The following is a 16,058-nucleotide window of genomic DNA, read 5'->3' on the forward strand; positions in this document are numbered from 1 at the left end:
AGTTGAAAGGAAGCAGAAGTGATGAAGAGGAGAATCAAGTGGATTGTATTGGTATTGATTATTATTGCAGCGGGTTATTTTGTATACAACAAGATGTATAAACCCGAGGCACAGCTAGAACCTGTTGAACCACCACAGGCGATAACTTTTGAAGTGACACAGGAAACCATCACCAACTCTGTTCAGGTCAAAGGGAATTCACATTATGAGCAGGAAACGCTTGTATATGCACCATATGCTTCAAAGGTAACCAAGTGGAAGGTTGAGAATGGTGGGCAAGTTAAGAAGGGGGATTTGCTGTTTACCCTCGATCAGGAAGCCTTAAAGAATGAAATTGCTACACAAGAGGCAACCATTCGAAAGGCTCAGCTAGAAGCGGAATTAAATGAATTTGTTAGTCAGCAGGACCAGGAGAACGCAGCCCTTGGTGCAACAGAAGCCGAACGTATAAAAGCACTTACAGCCCAAGAATCAGCAAGAATAGGGGATGAGCTTAACCAAGTAAATGCTGAAATACAGGCTCGTGAATTAAAAGAAAAGAAGGCTAAGCTAAATACAGCCCTCTACCATGCTCCTGCAACAGGTGTTTTTCTATTTGACAGTGCGAGTGAAATTCCGCAAACGGTAACAGATAATCAATACATCGGCAAAATCGTAGATATGAACAAGCTTGAATTCATAGCTCTTGTAGGTGAACAAGATGTCTTTCGTATTAAGACGGGAATGAAGGTCGATGTTAAAATGACAGCTTTAAAAGATTTAAAGCTGTCTGGAGAAGTGACTAAGGTATCTAAATTTGCTAAGACTGCTTCGGGTCAAAATACTACTGCTACTTCGGTTCCACAATTTGAAGTGGTAATCTCACTGCAACCTAACGAGCGCTTAATTGGTGGACTAAGCTTGAGCGGAGAAATCGAGACGGTTCGCAAGGAAAATGCCATCGTTGTATCCAGCATCGCAGTAATGCATGAAGGAGATCTCTCCTACGTGATGCTGGATAAAGGCAATGGGGAATATGAACGTAGAGATATCAAAGTGGGCATGGAGACGGCTGACAAAACAGAGGCCGTCTCAGGGTTAAAGGTTGGAGATGTTGTTGTGCTTCAATAGATTGAAATAGACCTAAGCCTATTTCTCAATCGTGAGTCGCCAAGATTTAATATCTTTATTTAGCTCGGTAAGGTCAGGAACCGGAATTGGCTCATCGGATAGATTATATTTAGCTTTCAATGCTAAGATCCGATAGACGCTCTCATCAATCCGTGTTTCCTGTATCTTACCTTTTTTTACATGGTCCAGAAGCGATTCTAATACCCGTTTCTCATTATCATAGCCGTGAGCGATAAGTAAGATATCACTGCCTGCATTTATGGTATCTACCGCCGCTGTGGCAAGGTCGTAATTCTTCATGATTGCTCCCATAGTTAGATCATCTGTGATTACAAGTCCTTGATATTTCATGTCTCCGCGAAGTAGCTCACCAATGATTTTACTTGATAAAGATGCTGGTTTATCAGGATCAAGTTTTGGGAACAAAATATGGGCGACCATAACGGCGTCGGTTCCCTCTTGTATCGCAGCTTGAAAAGGGAGCCATTCTAACTTAGCCAGTTCTTCAGCGGTCTTATTTACAATCGGCAAATCAAGGTGGGAGTCGACGGAAGTATCACCGTGACCAGGGAAATGTTTGACAACCGGAACAACATCTTCGCTCTCAATTCCTTTCATTTCGGCAATCCCTAGCGTACTGACTAGTTCAGCGGAGTTACCGAAGGAACGATCTCCAATTACAGGATTATCTGGATTGCTATTGATATCAAGTACGGGAGCGAAGTTCATATTAAATCCTGCTGACAATACTTCTCTAGCGAGGAGCTTGCCCATCATTTCGGCAGCGTTAGCATCCTTACCGGTACCGACCTTTCCATTAGAAGGGAAGGAAGCATACTCCTTAGGCATCCGGCTGACTTTTCCGCCCTCCTGATCGATACTCATAAATAAAGGGGCAGGGTTGCCGCTGTTACTCTCTTTCATGGAATTTACAAGGCTGACCATACTCTTCAGATCTTGAATATTGTTCTTATAAAGGATGATTCCACCGACTTTGTCTTCAGCAATCATCCTTTTTGCTTGATCATCTAGAACGGTTCCGTCGATGCCAACAAGGAGCATTTGTCCAATTTTCTCTTCAAGGCTCATACTGGAAACCTGAACAGCAATTGGATCACTCTCTGAGGAGGGAGCTGCTGTTGAACTGGTAACAGGTGAAGATGTGGATTCGGCAGTCGGCGGATTTGTAGCGGCAGCTTGGGAACTGTTACTGCTATTGGAACAGCTAGTTAACAGAAGCATAGATACCATAGCAGAAGCCATTAAAAAGCTAGCAGAGAATGTAGGTCTAAGGATGTTGCGTGTAAATCTGGTCATTAGAATAGTCGTCCCTTCGTTGCTTATTTAGATGTCAGAAGGATGAATCCTTGCTGACTTAGATACACGGTGATAAGATGAACTTAAATCTTTACATATTAAAATTGAAATATGAGGTGACGGTCAAATGAAAGATGGATTAGTAAACGCACTTAATGAACAGATGAATTTCGAGTTTTATTCCGCTCATGTTTATCTAGCTATGGCAGCCTATTGTTCCGGTGAAAGTCTCGATGGATTCGCAAACTTTTTCTTAATTCAAGCAGAAGAAGAACGATTCCATGCCATGAAAATCTATAAGTTCCTTAATGATCGCGATAATCGGGCGACACTTGAAGCTCTACCAGAGCCAAAGAACGAATACTCTTCGATGCTGGATGCTTTTGAACATGCATTCGCGCATGAGCAACAAAACACGAAACGCTTCTATCATTTAGCTGACTTGGCGCTGGATGAGCGTGAACATGCAACGATCTATTTCTTGAAATGGTTTATTGACGAGCAAGTAGAAGAGGAAGCGCTCTTTAGCAACATCATTAGTAAACTGAAACGAATTGATAAAGATAGCAACGCCTTCTACATGCTGGATGCTGAATTTGCTGCACGTACTTTTACAGCTCCTGCTGAGTAAGTGATCTTACTTAAGATCAGAAGCCTGAGAAATCAGGCTTTTTTTATTTAATTGATGAAGGCAGTTTAATAGTCATCAGCTTATTATCCGTTCGGATGATCAGCATGCCTCCAGTTTTAAGAGAAGGGGCAAAGTTACGAGATCCTGTCTTCACAGTAAAAATTGGCTTCAACGTCAACATGTCATAAGCGTGAAATAGGCCATCTGATTGTCCGCTATAAACTACATTTCCAAAAAGATCCGTCTGAACTACAGGATTCTCACCATTATTGAGGACTACCGCTTGACCATTTCCAAGTTTGAGTGCGGATAACGTACCTGTATCATAATTGGAATATAACATTCTTTGCTGATGGACTTGGTTTAGAGGATAATCTTTCTCTTTTGCCATAGAAGTCCAGGATTGAACTGGCTTACCTTCCGCTGAGTAATTCCAGAAATCATATTTCACAAGCTTTTTGCCCTGAAAAATATAGAAGTCATTTCCGTCCAAGAATGCGGTCCCATTTACACCACCAAATGTAAATGCTCCATCTTTATTCTCGGTATCTGTCCATTTATATAAACGTTCTCCTTTAAGTTCACCCGTTTTTACGTTGAATACAGAAACTTTAACATTACGATTCACAGCGTCATCATCCATCATTAACGTATTGGTAATGGAGTAGAGGAGGCCGTCCTTTACTGCTAGTGGCCACCATTGACGGGTATGGTCCCATAGTTTTTTTCCTGTCAGACTGTCATAAGCGGCAAGTGCGGCAGTTGTTAATGCGCCTTGTGAGAGATAACTTCGAATAACAACCCCATCCGTTTCCATAAGTTCCGATAAGCCTGTAAAGTTATTACTCTCCTCCGCAGCCTTCCATTTAATCTTCCCGCTGACCGCATCGACAGCTGCGAATTGACTCTCTTGTGTTACATAAATGGTAGAACCTAGCCGTTGTATACTGGTGGCTTTAGGTAGTGATAATGAAGCTGACCACGCTTTTTTACCTGCTTCATTAACGGCATATAGAGCGCCATTCTTAGTCAAACCATAGATGAATCCATTACTGTACGTGAACAATGGGGCTAATTCACTTCCGAATTCCCACATTTTTTTACCTGTTGTAGCATTCAATGCGACTAGTTTTTCATTCCGCTGCAAGGCAAAGACTTTCCCATTCTCGGCAAGGGCTGTAACGTTCTGCCCAGTGATTCTATCTTCTTTTAAGATGGCAAGCGGTGATGACCATACAGGTACAAGAATAGGTGCTTTGACTTCATTGTAATAGGGATTGCTTGTGCTTATAACTGCTTGTTCCGCGGAAGTGACGGATAACGATCCGTTGTAAGCTATTGGGGATGCAATGCATGTAACAGCTAAAACTTTAATCATTGTCTTGTGCAAAGACTGAATCATCGTTTCACGCTCCTCAAAAATAGTGATTACTATAATTAGACATTATAAATGGCAAAAAGTTACTACTTCTGTAGAACAAGCATAAACGCCTACGGCTTTTTTGTAAGGACGTTAAGCGTTCAAGCGAGAAATATAGAACATAAAGTTGAACTAAGGCAAACTATGTTACGCTCCGCAAAACAGTTATGACCTAGCAACTCTATTTGACGGAGGGAACTATTACGCCTCATAGCAACACTGTTTCTCTAGACCCACCCGAATCTCGGAGTGTAGTATAGAACAATACTATTCTTTGGGGGTTCTTTTTTTTGGAAAATTACAACGACATCAAACAAGGTGAAAGAGGAGCATGGCTAAGCATAGTTGCCTACATATTTCTATCCGCCATCAAACTGTTTATTGGTACGGTTGCGGGATCTCAAGCGCTACTTGCAGATGGCCTGAACAACAGTACTGATATTATCGCTTCTATCGCCGTACTAATCGGTCTTAAGATCTCCAGGAGACCGCCGGATTCCAATCATAGCTACGGGCATTTCAGAGCAGAGACCGTGGCATCCTTAATAGCTTCATTTATTATGATTGTGGTAGGGCTTCAAGTGCTGTACCAAGGCGTGAACAAATTTATTCAACCTGAACTGGAAAGTCCAGATCTTATAGCAGCCTGGACGGCAGTTTTTTGTGCTGTGATAATGATGGGCGTATATATGTATAACATTAGACTGGCCCGCTCTATTAATAGTAACGCTATGCGAGCAGTAGCACTAGATAATCGATCAGATGCTTTAGTTAGCATAGGTGCTTTTGTCGGAATTGTGGCTTCTGGATTTGGAATTCCATGGCTTGATCCGCTTACAGCGATTATTGTCGGCCTGATTATCTGCAAGACGGCATGGGATATCTTTAGTAAAGCTACACATGACTTAACGGACGGTTTTGATGCGGAAGAGCTTGAACTCATGAAAGAAACCGTTGCTGAAATTGACGGTGTGCAATCCATTAAAGATATTAAAGCTCGCATCCACGGGAATAACGTGCTAGTTGATACAACTGTATTAGTAGATTCCGAGCTTAGTGTGGTGCAGAGCCATGATATTACGGAAGAAATTGAAGAACAATTGAAAGATCGGCACCAAGTTTCAAATGTGCTTGTCCACATAGAACCTGTAATGAAGTAGAAAAGGATATAGATGTGACATTCCCTTGGATGGATATGGGATTTTGCCTGTGATGTTGTTAATAGATCTTTTGTGCGGAAAGGTGGAGAATTAGTTGTATTTATCGATATGTTAATTTCAGGAAATGGAATGGTGATTTCGTGATTGAATGGAAGGATTCTTATGATATCGGTGTTGAGAAAATAGACTGTCAGCACAGACAGTTGTTGGCGAAATTGAATGAATTTTTTGATGCTTGCAGTAAGCAGCAGGGGAAAGAGAAGATCGAAGAAACGCTCAAATTCTTGAAGGAATATACCATCGAGCATTTTAGCAATGAAGAGCAATTGATGGAAGAGATCGATTTTCCTGAATTGGCGGAACATCGTAAGACGCACGCTAATTTTGTAAAAGCCGTTCTTGAATTAGAAGAAACGATTAAAACCAAGGGAGTCTCCGTTCTCTCGACGATTAAGCTTAACCGTACGTTAACCGATTGGCTTCTGAATCACATTAATAAATGCGATAAGCTAATTGGCGAATGTATGGCCACGCGTGATAGAGCAGTATAATTGAAGACCTCCAACGAAGATGCCGACGGGCATTTTCTTTTTTTTTTTGACGGGGAATGTGTTAAAGAATTGTAGTGCGTTATTTGATCCATTTTCCGAAGACAACATCGTAATTTATACTGGGATAACGGTTTGTGTTATGATTTGAGATAAGTCGTATAGAGTTAGTATGGTAAAGGGGAGTGGAACGATGAAAACATTACGAATGTTAGCTTCAGGGTTTGCTATGCTGCTTATTCTGGGCCTTGTTAATTTTTACATTGGGTATCACGGTTGGCTGCTTGTCCATGAATGGTTCTCAGGCGCTTCCTCTGTTCTGTTCTGGACATTATTCCTGCTTGTTGCCTTTGCGTATGTCGTTGGAATGATACCTTGGCCTACAATTGTGAAGCCGTTAGCCAGATTCTTTAAGGTGATTGGGTCGTATTATCTAGCTTGCATGGAATTCGCTATTATCATGTTGCCATTAGCTGATCTGTTATATGTGCTGCTGGGCTGGATGGGTGTCGATCGAACCCACTACGTCTCAGAAGCGGGTGGTACATTGCTAATATTACTGGTTGTTTTTCTAGTCTGGGGTTCGATCAACGCTTGGAGTACAGTAGTTCGTACCCATCCTGTTCCCATTGATAAATCTATCGGAAATAGTACGCCACTTACCATCGCGGTTGCATCCGATCTGCATTTAGGAAATATCGTCGGCAATCGGCATCTCAAAAAAATGGTTGCACAAATGAATGCTATGAAGCCTGATGTGATTTTGCTGGCTGGGGATGTACTTGACGATAGTATTGAGCCATTTATTCGCAATAGTATGAGTGAACAGCTAAAGCAGCTAAAAGCTCGCCATGGTGTCTACGCAGTACTGGGCAATCACGAATATTACGGTGGTTCGATTAAGGAATATACAGATTTAATGAGTAGCATAGGCATTAAAGTCCTACAGGATGAGGTTGAAGAAGTGGCGGGAACTTATATTGTAGGTCGAAAAGATAAGACTGCCGAGACGATGGAAACCGGAGGTAGATTAAGCGTAAACTCCTTATTGAATGGCCTCGATCTAACGCGTCCTGTGATCATGATGGATCATCAGCCTACCGGATTTGATGTCGCTGCCCAAGAAGGCGTAGATATTCTACTCTCAGGTCATACACACCGTGGACAGATTGCTCCTAATCACTGGATCACCAAGCGGTTGTTCGAACTGGACTGGGGCTACCTCCGCAAGGATAAATTGCATGTCGTTGTTTCCTCTGGTTATGGGACTTGGGGACCTCCAATCCGTTTAGCCAGCCGTTCGGAGATCATTAAGCTTGAAGTGGTGTTAGAAGGGACTAAACAATACAGTGAAGAAGCCGTGTCTACAAAGACGGTGTTAATCTAAAAGCAATCTTTAATGATATGAGGCTGCCCGAATCCGTAGAATTTTTCTGCGAGCTGAGGCAGTTTCTTTTTTTTGACAATTAGTAGAGCTTGTAGTATGGTTTAAAATAGTTAAGTACTTAACTAAATTGGAGTTGAAAAATCTAAGATGGATCATTTACAACCGTTGGTATTGAATCAGCCGCTACATACTCAGGCATTTTTCACTTTAGTTGATACTACTGCAAGCTTAGTTTCTGTCTCTGATAAATATTGGCAGTCGAAAGGATTAAATGGCGCAAGAATTCGTATCTTGGTAGAAATATCTAAACAGGGCGGAACGATTTTACCTTCTACACTGGCTCACAATATTGGGGTTACCAAAGCTAATATTAGTCTGTTGCTGACACCCCTAGAGAAAGATGGTTGGATTACCCGCTCGAACCATACTCAGGATGGTAGAAAAAGCGTTATTACAATTACGGGTGAAGGACAACGATTACTTTTGGAGCATCTTCCCGGAAATCGTCAAGCGGTCGCTGAACGTATGCAGGGTCTGGATGAACAAGAGCTTCGGCAACTCATCGTTTTATTAGAAAAGCTTAGCAACGGCTAGATATAAATAATGATGTGGTCTTGAAAAGATGGAACAGAAAGGTTGGGGTGTTATGTCAATTATGGTTACTGGGGCTACTGGTCAATTAGGAAGTTTGATTATAGACAATCTTCTTCAGTTTGTGCCGGTAGGTGAGATAATCGCATGTGTTCGTGATCGGGATAAAGCAAATGATCTTTTGGAAAAAGGGGTTGAGATTCGCTTTGGCGATTATGATCAGCCTGATACTCTAATTCAAGCTTTTACAGGTGTAGCAGAGCTATTATTCATCTCTAGTTCACATCCCGATGATAACGTCAGATTAAATCAACATTCTGAGGTTGTTCATGCAGCATTAAAGGCAGGGGTGAAGCATTTGCTGTATACAAGCTTCGCATTTCCACCTAAAGGACAAATTCCAGCTAATCATGTTCACTTACTTACAGAGCAGATGATTCTTAAATCAGGTATTGACTATACATTTCTACGCAACGCTGTGTATATGGATTTTGTGGATGTACTAGGTCTGAAAGAGGCGATCCAAAGCGGTGAGTTAATCACCTATCCGGGGAACTGGTTATTTAATTCGGTGACACGAAAGGATCTCGCTTTAGCTACGGCGGTCGTGCTTACAACTACAGGTCATCTTAATCAAATTTATGAATTAACCGCACCGCGCTCTTGGGACTTCACCGAACTTACGGAGGTATTATCCGAGCTCACAGGAAAAAGAATCGTTCATCGGCAGGATTCAAGCATTCAGCACTGGATTTATTCATTCCTCGGGAAGATAGATACAGCTTCTACTTCAAAAGATATGGAGAGACTAATGGGACGGCCTGTTACCTCTTTGAAGGAAAGTATCATCACTTTCCTTCATGTTTAAATAATGACTCTGACTTATTCAACTATATAGTGGTTCGATCTAAAGTAAGTAAATAATTATATTTACTGGCATGTTTTAATTCATCTAATATAATCCCATAAACAGTATCACGGTATACTCCAACAGGCAGACCAAACCATATTTTGCGATACTTTTCGACTGCAGCCAGTTCACCTTGGAGTGCTTTTTCTAAACCTTCTTCATAGGAACTGATCCGTTGATATTGTTCACTACTAATTCCAGTGATATCTTGACCCGTAATTTCTTTGAACATCCCGCGGAACATGGAGTTGTGACCCCGTTCGTCATCTCGTATTGAGGTGATGATGGAGGCTTGCTCGGAATTTGGGGCCAGTTTGATAAGTTCATCATAGAAAAGCTCATCATTTCGTTCACCTTGCACAGCTTCTTTGATTAAATTTAATGCTTGAGGAAGAGAGGTTGCCCAGATAGGTTTGAAATCAGATCTATTCTGAGATAAAGGTGTCCAATACATAGTTCTTACTACCTCCTGATTCGTTCTTTATTATTAGTGTAGTATATGTACGAATGCCCAAAATGGTCTCTTCCGGTTCTTTAGTTGTTCTAACCCTTTAAAGTTGATACTATGGGTTCATCCGTTATTCAGGGAGTGTAAACGATGAAAAAGATTTTAGTAGCAGATGATGATAGTAATATTCGTACATTATTAAAGCATGTATTGACCAGAGAAGGTTATCAAATCATGGAAGCCAGCGACGGCCGGGACGCGATACATAAACTGAAAGAAAGCATTGTGGATTTAGCCGTTGTGGATGTGATGATGCCACATGTGGATGGGTTGGAGCTATGCCAGCATATAAGAGAAACGTATGATATACCGATCATTCTGTTAACAGCCCGGCAACAGCTAAGTGATAAAGAACAAGGCTATTTGCGGGGGACAGATGATTATGTAACGAAACCTTTTGAGCCGGAAGAATTGTTGTTTCGGATCAAAGCATTATTTCGGCGTTATTCCATCGCTTCGGATGATCGGATTCGTTTAAATTCACTAGTTATTGATCGTAAAAATTATGAGATTACTGATGGTGATGAAGTACTACTGTTACCGGTAAAGGAATTTGAACTGCTCGCACAACTGGCACAATATCCAGGAAGACTGTATTCACGCAGTGAGCTGATTGAACTGGTATGGGGAATGGATTATGAAGGTGATGAACGCACAGTGGATGTACATATCAAGCGATTGCGTCAACGGTTTTTGGATTATCAGAATGATTTTGTGATTCGGACGGTACGGGGAATTGGATATAAATTGGAGATGGTGAGCTCGTGAAGTCTTTGTATGTGAGAATGTGCATTCTCTTTTGCTCGGCCATTGTGGTGAGCAGCCTTCTTGGCTTCTTGGTATCAAATATTTATTATCAAGCTCAGATTAAATCGCAGAATGATGCGAAGCTTACGGGGATGGCCATTGGAATCCAGCAGTTTGCAGAATCTCACCCGGAATCTATGGAGGATTACCTGCGAAGTGTAGCTGTACTGGGATATAAGATCTATTTAATCGATGCAGAAGGTCAATCCCGGTTTTACGGCAAGCCATTTCGGAAAGAGGATTTAAATCCGCAGCAATTAGAGAAGGTCCTGAATGGACAAGTGTATCACGGTGTTGCTGAGTTTCCTGACAGCGCATTTATTACAGGTTTTTTTGATAATCAATTACGCAATACGATAGGCGTACCTATTGAAGTCAATAATGAGACTTTTGCGTTATTCATGCGGCCGGATGCAGAGGTTCAGTTCGGTGAACTGCGCGTGTTTTTTGCTGTCATCATCGGTTTTACCGTGTTATTCAGTCTAGGGTTCGTCATGATCAGCGTACTGCATGTGGTCAGACCCATTACACGTTTGACAACGGCAACTAAACGAATTTCAAAAGGTAGATATGATATTAAATTAAATACTTGGCGGCGGGATGAGATTGGCCAGTTAGCCTCACACTTTATGATTATGAGTCGTGAGCTGGAAAGGACCAATCGTGCGCGTCAAGAGTTTGTTGCGAATGTGTCGCATGAAATCGAATCGCCATTAACTTCTATTCAAGGATTTGCTCAAACCCTTAAAGATCCTACATTACCCGAGGATGAACGGATAGAGTACCTCAATATTATTGATCAAGAAAGCCATCGTCTATCGATGCTTAGTAAACAGCTGCTAACGTTATCTTCCCTCGATTATGATCCGAATTCCTTGCAGAAGAAACCTATAGATTTGCGTGCACAGCTTCGGCAGGTTGTACAAATCATGGAGTGGAGATTAACAGAGAAGCAATTAGCGGTTCGTTTAAGTCTTGCGGATATTAGCGTACATGGCGATTCCAATCTATTGTATCAGGTGTGGATGAACCTCATTACGAATGCTATCAAATATACACCTGCTGAGGGATCCATTATGATTTCCGCAAAGCTTGATGAAGGGAACTGTGTAGTAACCTTTTCGGATACTGGGGAAGGTATTCCTGCTGAGGAATTACCACTCATCTTTGACCGTTTTTATAAAGTCGACCGAGCACGTACACGAGAAACGCATAGTAGCGGTCTTGGACTAGCGATTACGCAAAAAATTGTAGAGACACATAACGGAACCATAGAAGTATCCAGTACAGTTGGCAAAGGCACGACCTTTACTGTAACTCTTCCGCTTTTGTAACTCGTTATTCATACTCCGTTCATTTTCATCTTCTAAACTGTGACTATACAGATTAGAAGGAGTGGTAATATGTTTCTAGCCTTAAGAGAAATGCGACATTCTAAAGCCAGATACCTGTTAATAATGGTAATCATGTTATTGGTTTCCTTTCTTGTACTTTTCGTAACGGGACTGGCCAGAGGATTAGCGTATGCTAATATCTCAGCAATAGAGAATATGCCGGCAAACTATTACGTGGTGCAGAAGGATGCGGATCAGACGTTTAGACGTTCTCAGTTAACGGATACGGAGCTGGGTAGTGTTCGAGCAGTAGTAGGAGATAATAATGCCTCTTCACTCGCTCTACAGATGAGTACAGTGACTACGAACGATGCGGATACTAAAGCAGACGTAACTTTTTTCGCGGTTGATATGAACGGTTTACTGGCTCCAAAAGTGATTGAAGGTGACAAGATTACGAATGATACGCAGGGAAGTGTCATCGTTGATCGTGACTTGGAACAGTCGGGCATTAAGATTGGTAGCACGATCCAAGATCAGGCAACTGGGAAGGAATTTAAAGTTACAGGATATGTTGAGAATAGCTCATACAGCCATACCCCAGTAGTCTATATTAACAATAAAGACTGGCAGGAAATGAGACAAGGCGTTAATCAAGGTAGTGAGGCTACATCCGGAGCGCCTTTTAATGTAATTGCGCTTAATGCAAACGCAGGGCAAGTGGATAAGATCTCTGCTAGTACGAAAAATGTGGAAGTTATTACGCAAAAAGAAGCGATCTCTAATATTCCGGGTTATTCATCAGAACAAGGTTCACTGCTTATGATGATTGCCTTCCTGTTCGTAATTGCTGGTTTTGTTCTGGCTGTATTCTTCTATGTCATTACAATTCAGAAAACAAGCCAGTTTGGCATTCTGAAAGCCATGGGTACAAAAATGTCTTACTTGGCTTGGAGCGTTGTAGGGCAGGTCATGATATTAGCTATTGCAAGTCTAAGCATTAGCTTGCTGCTAACTTTTGGAATGAATCAGGTACTACCAGACACTATGCCGTTCCAACTGGAACCTTCTACGATTCTACTAACCAGCGGCTTGTTCGTGGGGATGTCTCTTTTAGGATCACTTATTTCTGTCGCTAAAGTGGCAAAAGTAGATGCATTAGAAGCAATTGGGAGGGCTGGAGCATGAGTGCGAAATTATTGATGAAGCAAGTAACCAAGACCTACGGAGACGGCGATACAACGGTATCTGTTCTGAACAATTTGAATCTTATAGTTAATGAAGGGGAATTCGTTGCTGTCCTTGGACCTTCTGGAACAGGGAAGAGTACATTCCTATCAGCAGCTGGTGCGCTTCTTACGCCAACCAGTGGTGAAATTTTTATAGACGGAGAATCTCTTACAGATAAAAGTAAAAGTGAGCTGACTGAGCTACGATTAGAGAAGATAGGCTTTATGTTCCAAAGCGCACAGCTATTGCCTTACTTGAAGGTAGAAGAGCAGCTTCTCTTTGTAGCTAAACAGGGGAAGATGAGTTCTAAGGAAGCTAAGGAACGGGCAGCTGATTTGATGAAGCGTCTGGATATCTGGAAACGTCGAAACCATTATCCTGAACAACTATCAGGCGGGGAGAAGCAACGTGTAGCTATCGCAAGAGCTTGGATGAATAAACCTGCAATCTTGTTTGCAGATGAACCAACAGCAAGCTTAGATTTCAAACGAGGCAGAGAAGTTGTGCAAATGATTGCTGACGAAGTAAAGAATGAGGGTAAAGCTGCCGTAATGGTCACTCATGATGAACGGATGCTCGAATGGTGTGATCGAGTGCTACATCTGGAAGATGGACATTTGGTTGAACATGAGTTAAGAAAAATTTTGTAAAAAAAACGATTCATGCTATTTATGGCATGAATCGTTTTTTGGTGTGTGAACAATGGTTTGTTCTTATTTGTCAGCTATGGTGACTTGGCCTGAGCCATATGTGTCAAACCAGCCTTTAATCGTGTTGAAATCACTGCTGAATGACAGTGCCAGTTCCAAAAGAATTCGGGCATGAGCTGCGTTCAGATTATCTCCGGCAATTATGCCGTCACTTGAAGCATAGTTGGAACCGGAACCCGTACGCGTGGTAGACACGAAGATAACTCCGTTTTCCTTAATAGCTTTCGTACGAGCTTCTCCCATAGCTTTAGATACGCCGCCAGCCCCTGTGCCTGAAGTTACAATACCTTTTGCTCCATCTTGAACAAAACCTGTAATTGCCCCAGAACCGGCATCTTGATAAGCATAAGCAATTTCTACCTTAGGCATATCACTGCTCTTAATCTTCGTTAGATCGAATGGCGTTGCCCATTTGTCAGCGGTCAATAGTGCTCTGGAATTCGCCCGATAAATTCTTATATTATTCTCATCGATATATCCGAGGATTCCTAGTTGTGGAGATTCAAAAGTGTCTGTACGATAGGCATTCGTCTTGGTAACCTCTCTAGCCGTATGAATCTCGTCATTTAGCATGAGCACAGTACCGTAATATTTCGTCTTTCCGCTAGCTGCTAGTTTAATAGCGTTAAATAGATTGGCCTGAGCATCACTTCCAATAACAGTCCATGGACGCATAGAGCCAGTTACTACAACAGGTTTGGAGCTACGCACTGTAAGATCAAGGAAATATGCAATTTCCTCCATCGTGTCCGTACCTGTAGTAACAACGATGCCATCTTGGGTTTCTAGTGCTTTATCTACTTTTAAGGAGAGATCATATAGTTGTTGCATGGTATACGAGCCAGAGCCTGCATTCCCGAATTGATAGCTAGTTACATCTGCGAACTTTTTAAGGTTAGGCAGTGCCTTAACCATATCTTCCATTAACAAAGTCCCGGCTTTATAGTTCTGGAAGCTGGTCTCATCCACAGATTTACCGGCAATAGTACCACCGGTTGCTATGACTTGGACCTTTGGAAGCTTAACCGTTCCTTCAATCGTTTGGGTAACCTCAGCTGCGTAAGTGGGAGAAACGGGAAGCATTGTTGTAGCAGAGAAGAGTAGAGTGAAAGAGAGTCCTGCGGCAACAGTAGTTTTGGCGAGCATTGATTGTAATCCATTCATAGATGTAACCTCCCATTTAATTATGTATTCTCACGTTAATGTTATTTTATATTACATAAACGTGATTCATGATTGGATTATATCTATGAATATATTATAATGACAAGTTTACTGACATATCAATAAAACGCTTAAATACACTATTAATAAAAGATATCTATTTATATCTTGTGTATACTATGAATTTTATTATATTTTTTTAAAGTGAAATATAATATTGATGTTATATTTTATCACATAATATTAGAGGTGAATAAATAACAAAATGCCGGACAATCTTTAGGAGATTGACCGGCATAGTTATTAGATTTACCTGACTACTTATCTTTTCTAGAGACAAGTAGTTTTTGAATAAAGACATGGGTAGCCATGGAGGAGGAGCTTTCTTTATGGCGAATGATGGAGAATTGTCTTTCAAGATGATGATGTCGGATGGGAAGCTCACAGATTTCACCACTTGCTAATTCTTTGCGCACAATCCATCTGGAGAGCATCGCGATTCCCAAACCGGAGGCAACGGCTTCCTTAACTCCTTGACTACTGTTGAAGACATAGGATCTTTTGACGGAAATCTCTTCTTCTTGAATGAAATGATCACTGAAAGCACGCGTTCCAGAGCCAAGCTCTCGCAGAACCCAAACCTGATTTTGTAGCATCCCTTGCTCCACAGAGACTATTTTTGACAAAGGGTGGTTGGCCGGGGAGACCATAATCATCTCGTCCTTCATGTAAGGGGTAACGATCAGATCATTCTCATGGGCTTCTCCTTCGATAAACCCAATATCCAATTCATTGGCTCTTACCCCACCAATAATTTCTTCAGTATTACCGATCGTCACCTGAAGCTTGACTTGTGGGTATTGATTTGCAAATTCCGCAAGTCTTGAGGGTAATATATACTCTCCAATCGTAAAGCTCGCACCAATATGTATACTGCCAGTAACCTCATCCTGTAGCATTTGTATTTCCTGATGAGCTTCTTCGAAGTGGGCCAATATTTGTTTGGCGTGATTATAAAGTATTGTACCTGCTTCGGTTAATTTTACCTGTTTCGAGGATCGGTGTAGAAGCTTTGCGCCTAGTTCATTCTCGAGATTCCGGATATGTAGACTGACACCGGGTTGAGATAGATTCAGTAATTCTCCTGCTTTAGAGAAATGACTTTGCTCAGCAACTGTAACGAAAACCCGTAATGTATCCACAATCATAGAATTCCCTCTCTAAAAGTCCC

General features: G+C 41.6%; 16 protein-coding genes. 11 read left to right on the forward strand and 5 right to left on the reverse strand.

The annotated features are described in order from the left end of the window. Positions 1-21: 21 nt before the first annotated feature. A complete protein-coding gene (locus MKY52_RS26270) occupies positions 22-1,110 on the forward strand; it encodes an efflux RND transporter periplasmic adaptor subunit (protein WP_341054539.1) in 1,089 nt (362 codons plus the stop codon). Positions 1,111-1,128: 18 nt separating this feature from the next. Here MKY52_RS26270 and nagZ read toward each other — a convergent pair whose 3' ends face one another. Beyond that, positions 1,129-2,427 (reverse strand): beta-N-acetylhexosaminidase, encoded by a 1,299-nt coding sequence (gene nagZ, locus MKY52_RS26275; protein WP_341054541.1) that lies wholly within the window; start codon positions 2,425-2,427, stop codon positions 1,129-1,131. A 127-nt stretch (positions 2,428-2,554) separates the two neighbouring features. Here nagZ and MKY52_RS26280 point away from each other — a divergent pair, with 127 nt between their 5' ends. Next, the gene (locus MKY52_RS26280; RefSeq protein ID WP_042127399.1) at positions 2,555-3,058 is read left to right on the forward strand and encodes a ferritin; all 504 of its coding nucleotides are present in this window, start codon (positions 2,555-2,557) and stop codon (positions 3,056-3,058) included. A gap of 43 nt (positions 3,059-3,101) precedes the next feature. Here MKY52_RS26280 and MKY52_RS26285 read toward each other — a convergent pair whose 3' ends face one another. Continuing rightward, complete coding sequence (locus MKY52_RS26285; protein ID WP_341054544.1) at positions 3,102-4,460, reverse strand: outer membrane protein assembly factor BamB family protein; 1,359 nt, start codon at positions 4,458-4,460, stop codon at positions 3,102-3,104. A 308-nt stretch (positions 4,461-4,768) separates the two neighbouring features. Here MKY52_RS26285 and MKY52_RS26290 point away from each other — a divergent pair, with 308 nt between their 5' ends. From MKY52_RS26290 to MKY52_RS26310, 5 genes are all read left to right on the forward strand, one after another. Then, positions 4,769-5,638 (forward strand): cation diffusion facilitator family transporter, encoded by an 870-nt coding sequence (locus MKY52_RS26290; RefSeq protein ID WP_341054546.1) that lies wholly within the window; start codon positions 4,769-4,771, stop codon positions 5,636-5,638. 140 nt (positions 5,639-5,778) lie between these two features. Continuing rightward, entirely contained in the window at positions 5,779-6,189 is a 411-nt protein-coding gene (locus MKY52_RS26295) for a bacteriohemerythrin (RefSeq protein ID WP_081382799.1), read from the forward strand. Between the two features lie 190 nt (positions 6,190-6,379). Next, complete coding sequence (locus MKY52_RS26300) at positions 6,380-7,573, forward strand: metallophosphoesterase (RefSeq protein ID WP_341054547.1); 1,194 nt, start codon at positions 6,380-6,382, stop codon at positions 7,571-7,573. 147 nt (positions 7,574-7,720) lie between these two features. After that, positions 7,721-8,167 carry a MarR family winged helix-turn-helix transcriptional regulator gene (locus MKY52_RS26305; protein ID WP_341054550.1) on the forward strand — a complete coding sequence of 149 codons (447 nt, stop codon included), beginning with the start codon at positions 7,721-7,723 and terminating at the stop codon, positions 8,165-8,167. A 28-nt stretch (positions 8,168-8,195) separates the two neighbouring features. Next, positions 8,196-9,032, forward strand: coding sequence for an SDR family oxidoreductase (locus MKY52_RS26310; RefSeq protein WP_341054553.1), 837 nt, complete (start codon positions 8,196-8,198; stop codon positions 9,030-9,032). A 22-nt stretch (positions 9,033-9,054) separates the two neighbouring features. On the opposite strand, the gene MKY52_RS26315 is transcribed toward MKY52_RS26310, so the two are convergent. Next, on the reverse strand, positions 9,055-9,528 hold the full coding sequence (locus tag MKY52_RS26315; RefSeq protein ID WP_042187885.1) for a ferritin family protein: 474 nt from the start codon (positions 9,526-9,528) through the stop codon (positions 9,055-9,057). Between the two features lie 144 nt (positions 9,529-9,672). On the opposite strand from MKY52_RS26315, the gene MKY52_RS26320 reads away from it, so the two are divergent. The 4 genes from MKY52_RS26320 to MKY52_RS26335 all read left to right on the forward strand — a co-directional run bounded on the left by MKY52_RS26320 (position 9,673) and on the right by MKY52_RS26335 (position 13,603). After that, positions 9,673-10,350 carry a response regulator transcription factor gene (locus MKY52_RS26320; protein WP_341054556.1) on the forward strand — a complete coding sequence of 226 codons (678 nt, stop codon included), beginning with the start codon at positions 9,673-9,675 and terminating at the stop codon, positions 10,348-10,350. Beyond that, entirely contained in the window at positions 10,347-11,723 is a 1,377-nt protein-coding gene (locus MKY52_RS26325; protein ID WP_341054557.1) for a sensor histidine kinase, read from the forward strand. The genes MKY52_RS26320 and MKY52_RS26325 overlap by 4 nt, the downstream gene beginning before the upstream one ends. Positions 11,724-11,792: 69 nt before the next feature. Then, on the forward strand, positions 11,793-12,911 hold the full coding sequence (locus MKY52_RS26330) for an ABC transporter permease (RefSeq protein WP_341054559.1): 1,119 nt from the start codon (positions 11,793-11,795) through the stop codon (positions 12,909-12,911). Continuing rightward, a complete protein-coding gene (locus MKY52_RS26335; protein WP_341054561.1) occupies positions 12,908-13,603 on the forward strand; it encodes an ABC transporter ATP-binding protein in 696 nt (231 codons plus the stop codon). The genes MKY52_RS26330 and MKY52_RS26335 overlap by 4 nt, the downstream gene beginning before the upstream one ends. 63 nt (positions 13,604-13,666) lie before the next feature. Here the strand turns inward: MKY52_RS26335 and MKY52_RS26340 are convergent, their stop codons facing one another. Together MKY52_RS26340 and MKY52_RS26345 are read right to left on the reverse strand one after the other, a co-directional pair. After that, the gene (locus tag MKY52_RS26340) at positions 13,667-14,827 is read right to left on the reverse strand and encodes an asparaginase (RefSeq protein WP_341054563.1); all 1,161 of its coding nucleotides are present in this window, start codon (positions 14,825-14,827) and stop codon (positions 13,667-13,669) included. Between the two features lie 317 nt (positions 14,828-15,144). Continuing rightward, positions 15,145-16,035 carry a LysR family transcriptional regulator gene (locus MKY52_RS26345; protein WP_341054565.1) on the reverse strand — a complete coding sequence of 297 codons (891 nt, stop codon included), beginning with the start codon at positions 16,033-16,035 and terminating at the stop codon, positions 15,145-15,147. Positions 16,036-16,058 lie beyond the last annotated feature (23 nt).

The organism is Paenibacillus sp. FSL P4-0184 (assembly GCF_038004625.1).
Lineage (GTDB): Bacteria > Bacillota > Bacilli > Paenibacillales > Paenibacillaceae > Paenibacillus_AQ.

What these genes read in the sequence shown, in the direction of transcription:
- MKY52_RS26270 (WP_341054539.1), top strand. Translation starts at nt 22, where the DNA reads ATGAAGAGGAGAATCAAGTGGATTGTATTGGTATTGATTATTATTGCA.
- nagZ (WP_341054541.1), bottom strand. Translation starts at nt 2,427, where the DNA reads ATGACCAGATTTACACGCAACATCCTTAGACCTACATTCTCTGCTAGC.
- MKY52_RS26280 (WP_042127399.1), top strand. Translation starts at nt 2,555, where the DNA reads ATGAAAGATGGATTAGTAAACGCACTTAATGAACAGATGAATTTCGAG.
- MKY52_RS26285 (WP_341054544.1), bottom strand. Translation starts at nt 4,460, where the DNA reads ATGATTCAGTCTTTGCACAAGACAATGATTAAAGTTTTAGCTGTTACA.
- MKY52_RS26300 (WP_341054547.1), top strand. Translation starts at nt 6,380, where the DNA reads ATGAAAACATTACGAATGTTAGCTTCAGGGTTTGCTATGCTGCTTATT.
- MKY52_RS26305 (WP_341054550.1), top strand. Translation starts at nt 7,721, where the DNA reads ATGGATCATTTACAACCGTTGGTATTGAATCAGCCGCTACATACTCAG.
- MKY52_RS26310 (WP_341054553.1), top strand. Translation starts at nt 8,196, where the DNA reads ATGGAACAGAAAGGTTGGGGTGTTATGTCAATTATGGTTACTGGGGCT.
- MKY52_RS26315 (WP_042187885.1), bottom strand. Translation starts at nt 9,528, where the DNA reads ATGTATTGGACACCTTTATCTCAGAATAGATCTGATTTCAAACCTATC.
- MKY52_RS26320 (WP_341054556.1), top strand. Translation starts at nt 9,673, where the DNA reads ATGAAAAAGATTTTAGTAGCAGATGATGATAGTAATATTCGTACATTA.
- MKY52_RS26330 (WP_341054559.1), top strand. Translation starts at nt 11,793, where the DNA reads ATGTTTCTAGCCTTAAGAGAAATGCGACATTCTAAAGCCAGATACCTG.
- MKY52_RS26335 (WP_341054561.1), top strand. Translation starts at nt 12,908, where the DNA reads ATGAGTGCGAAATTATTGATGAAGCAAGTAACCAAGACCTACGGAGAC.
- MKY52_RS26340 (WP_341054563.1), bottom strand. Translation starts at nt 14,827, where the DNA reads ATGAATGGATTACAATCAATGCTCGCCAAAACTACTGTTGCCGCAGGA.
- MKY52_RS26345 (WP_341054565.1), bottom strand. Translation starts at nt 16,035, where the DNA reads ATGATTGTGGATACATTACGGGTTTTCGTTACAGTTGCTGAGCAAAGT.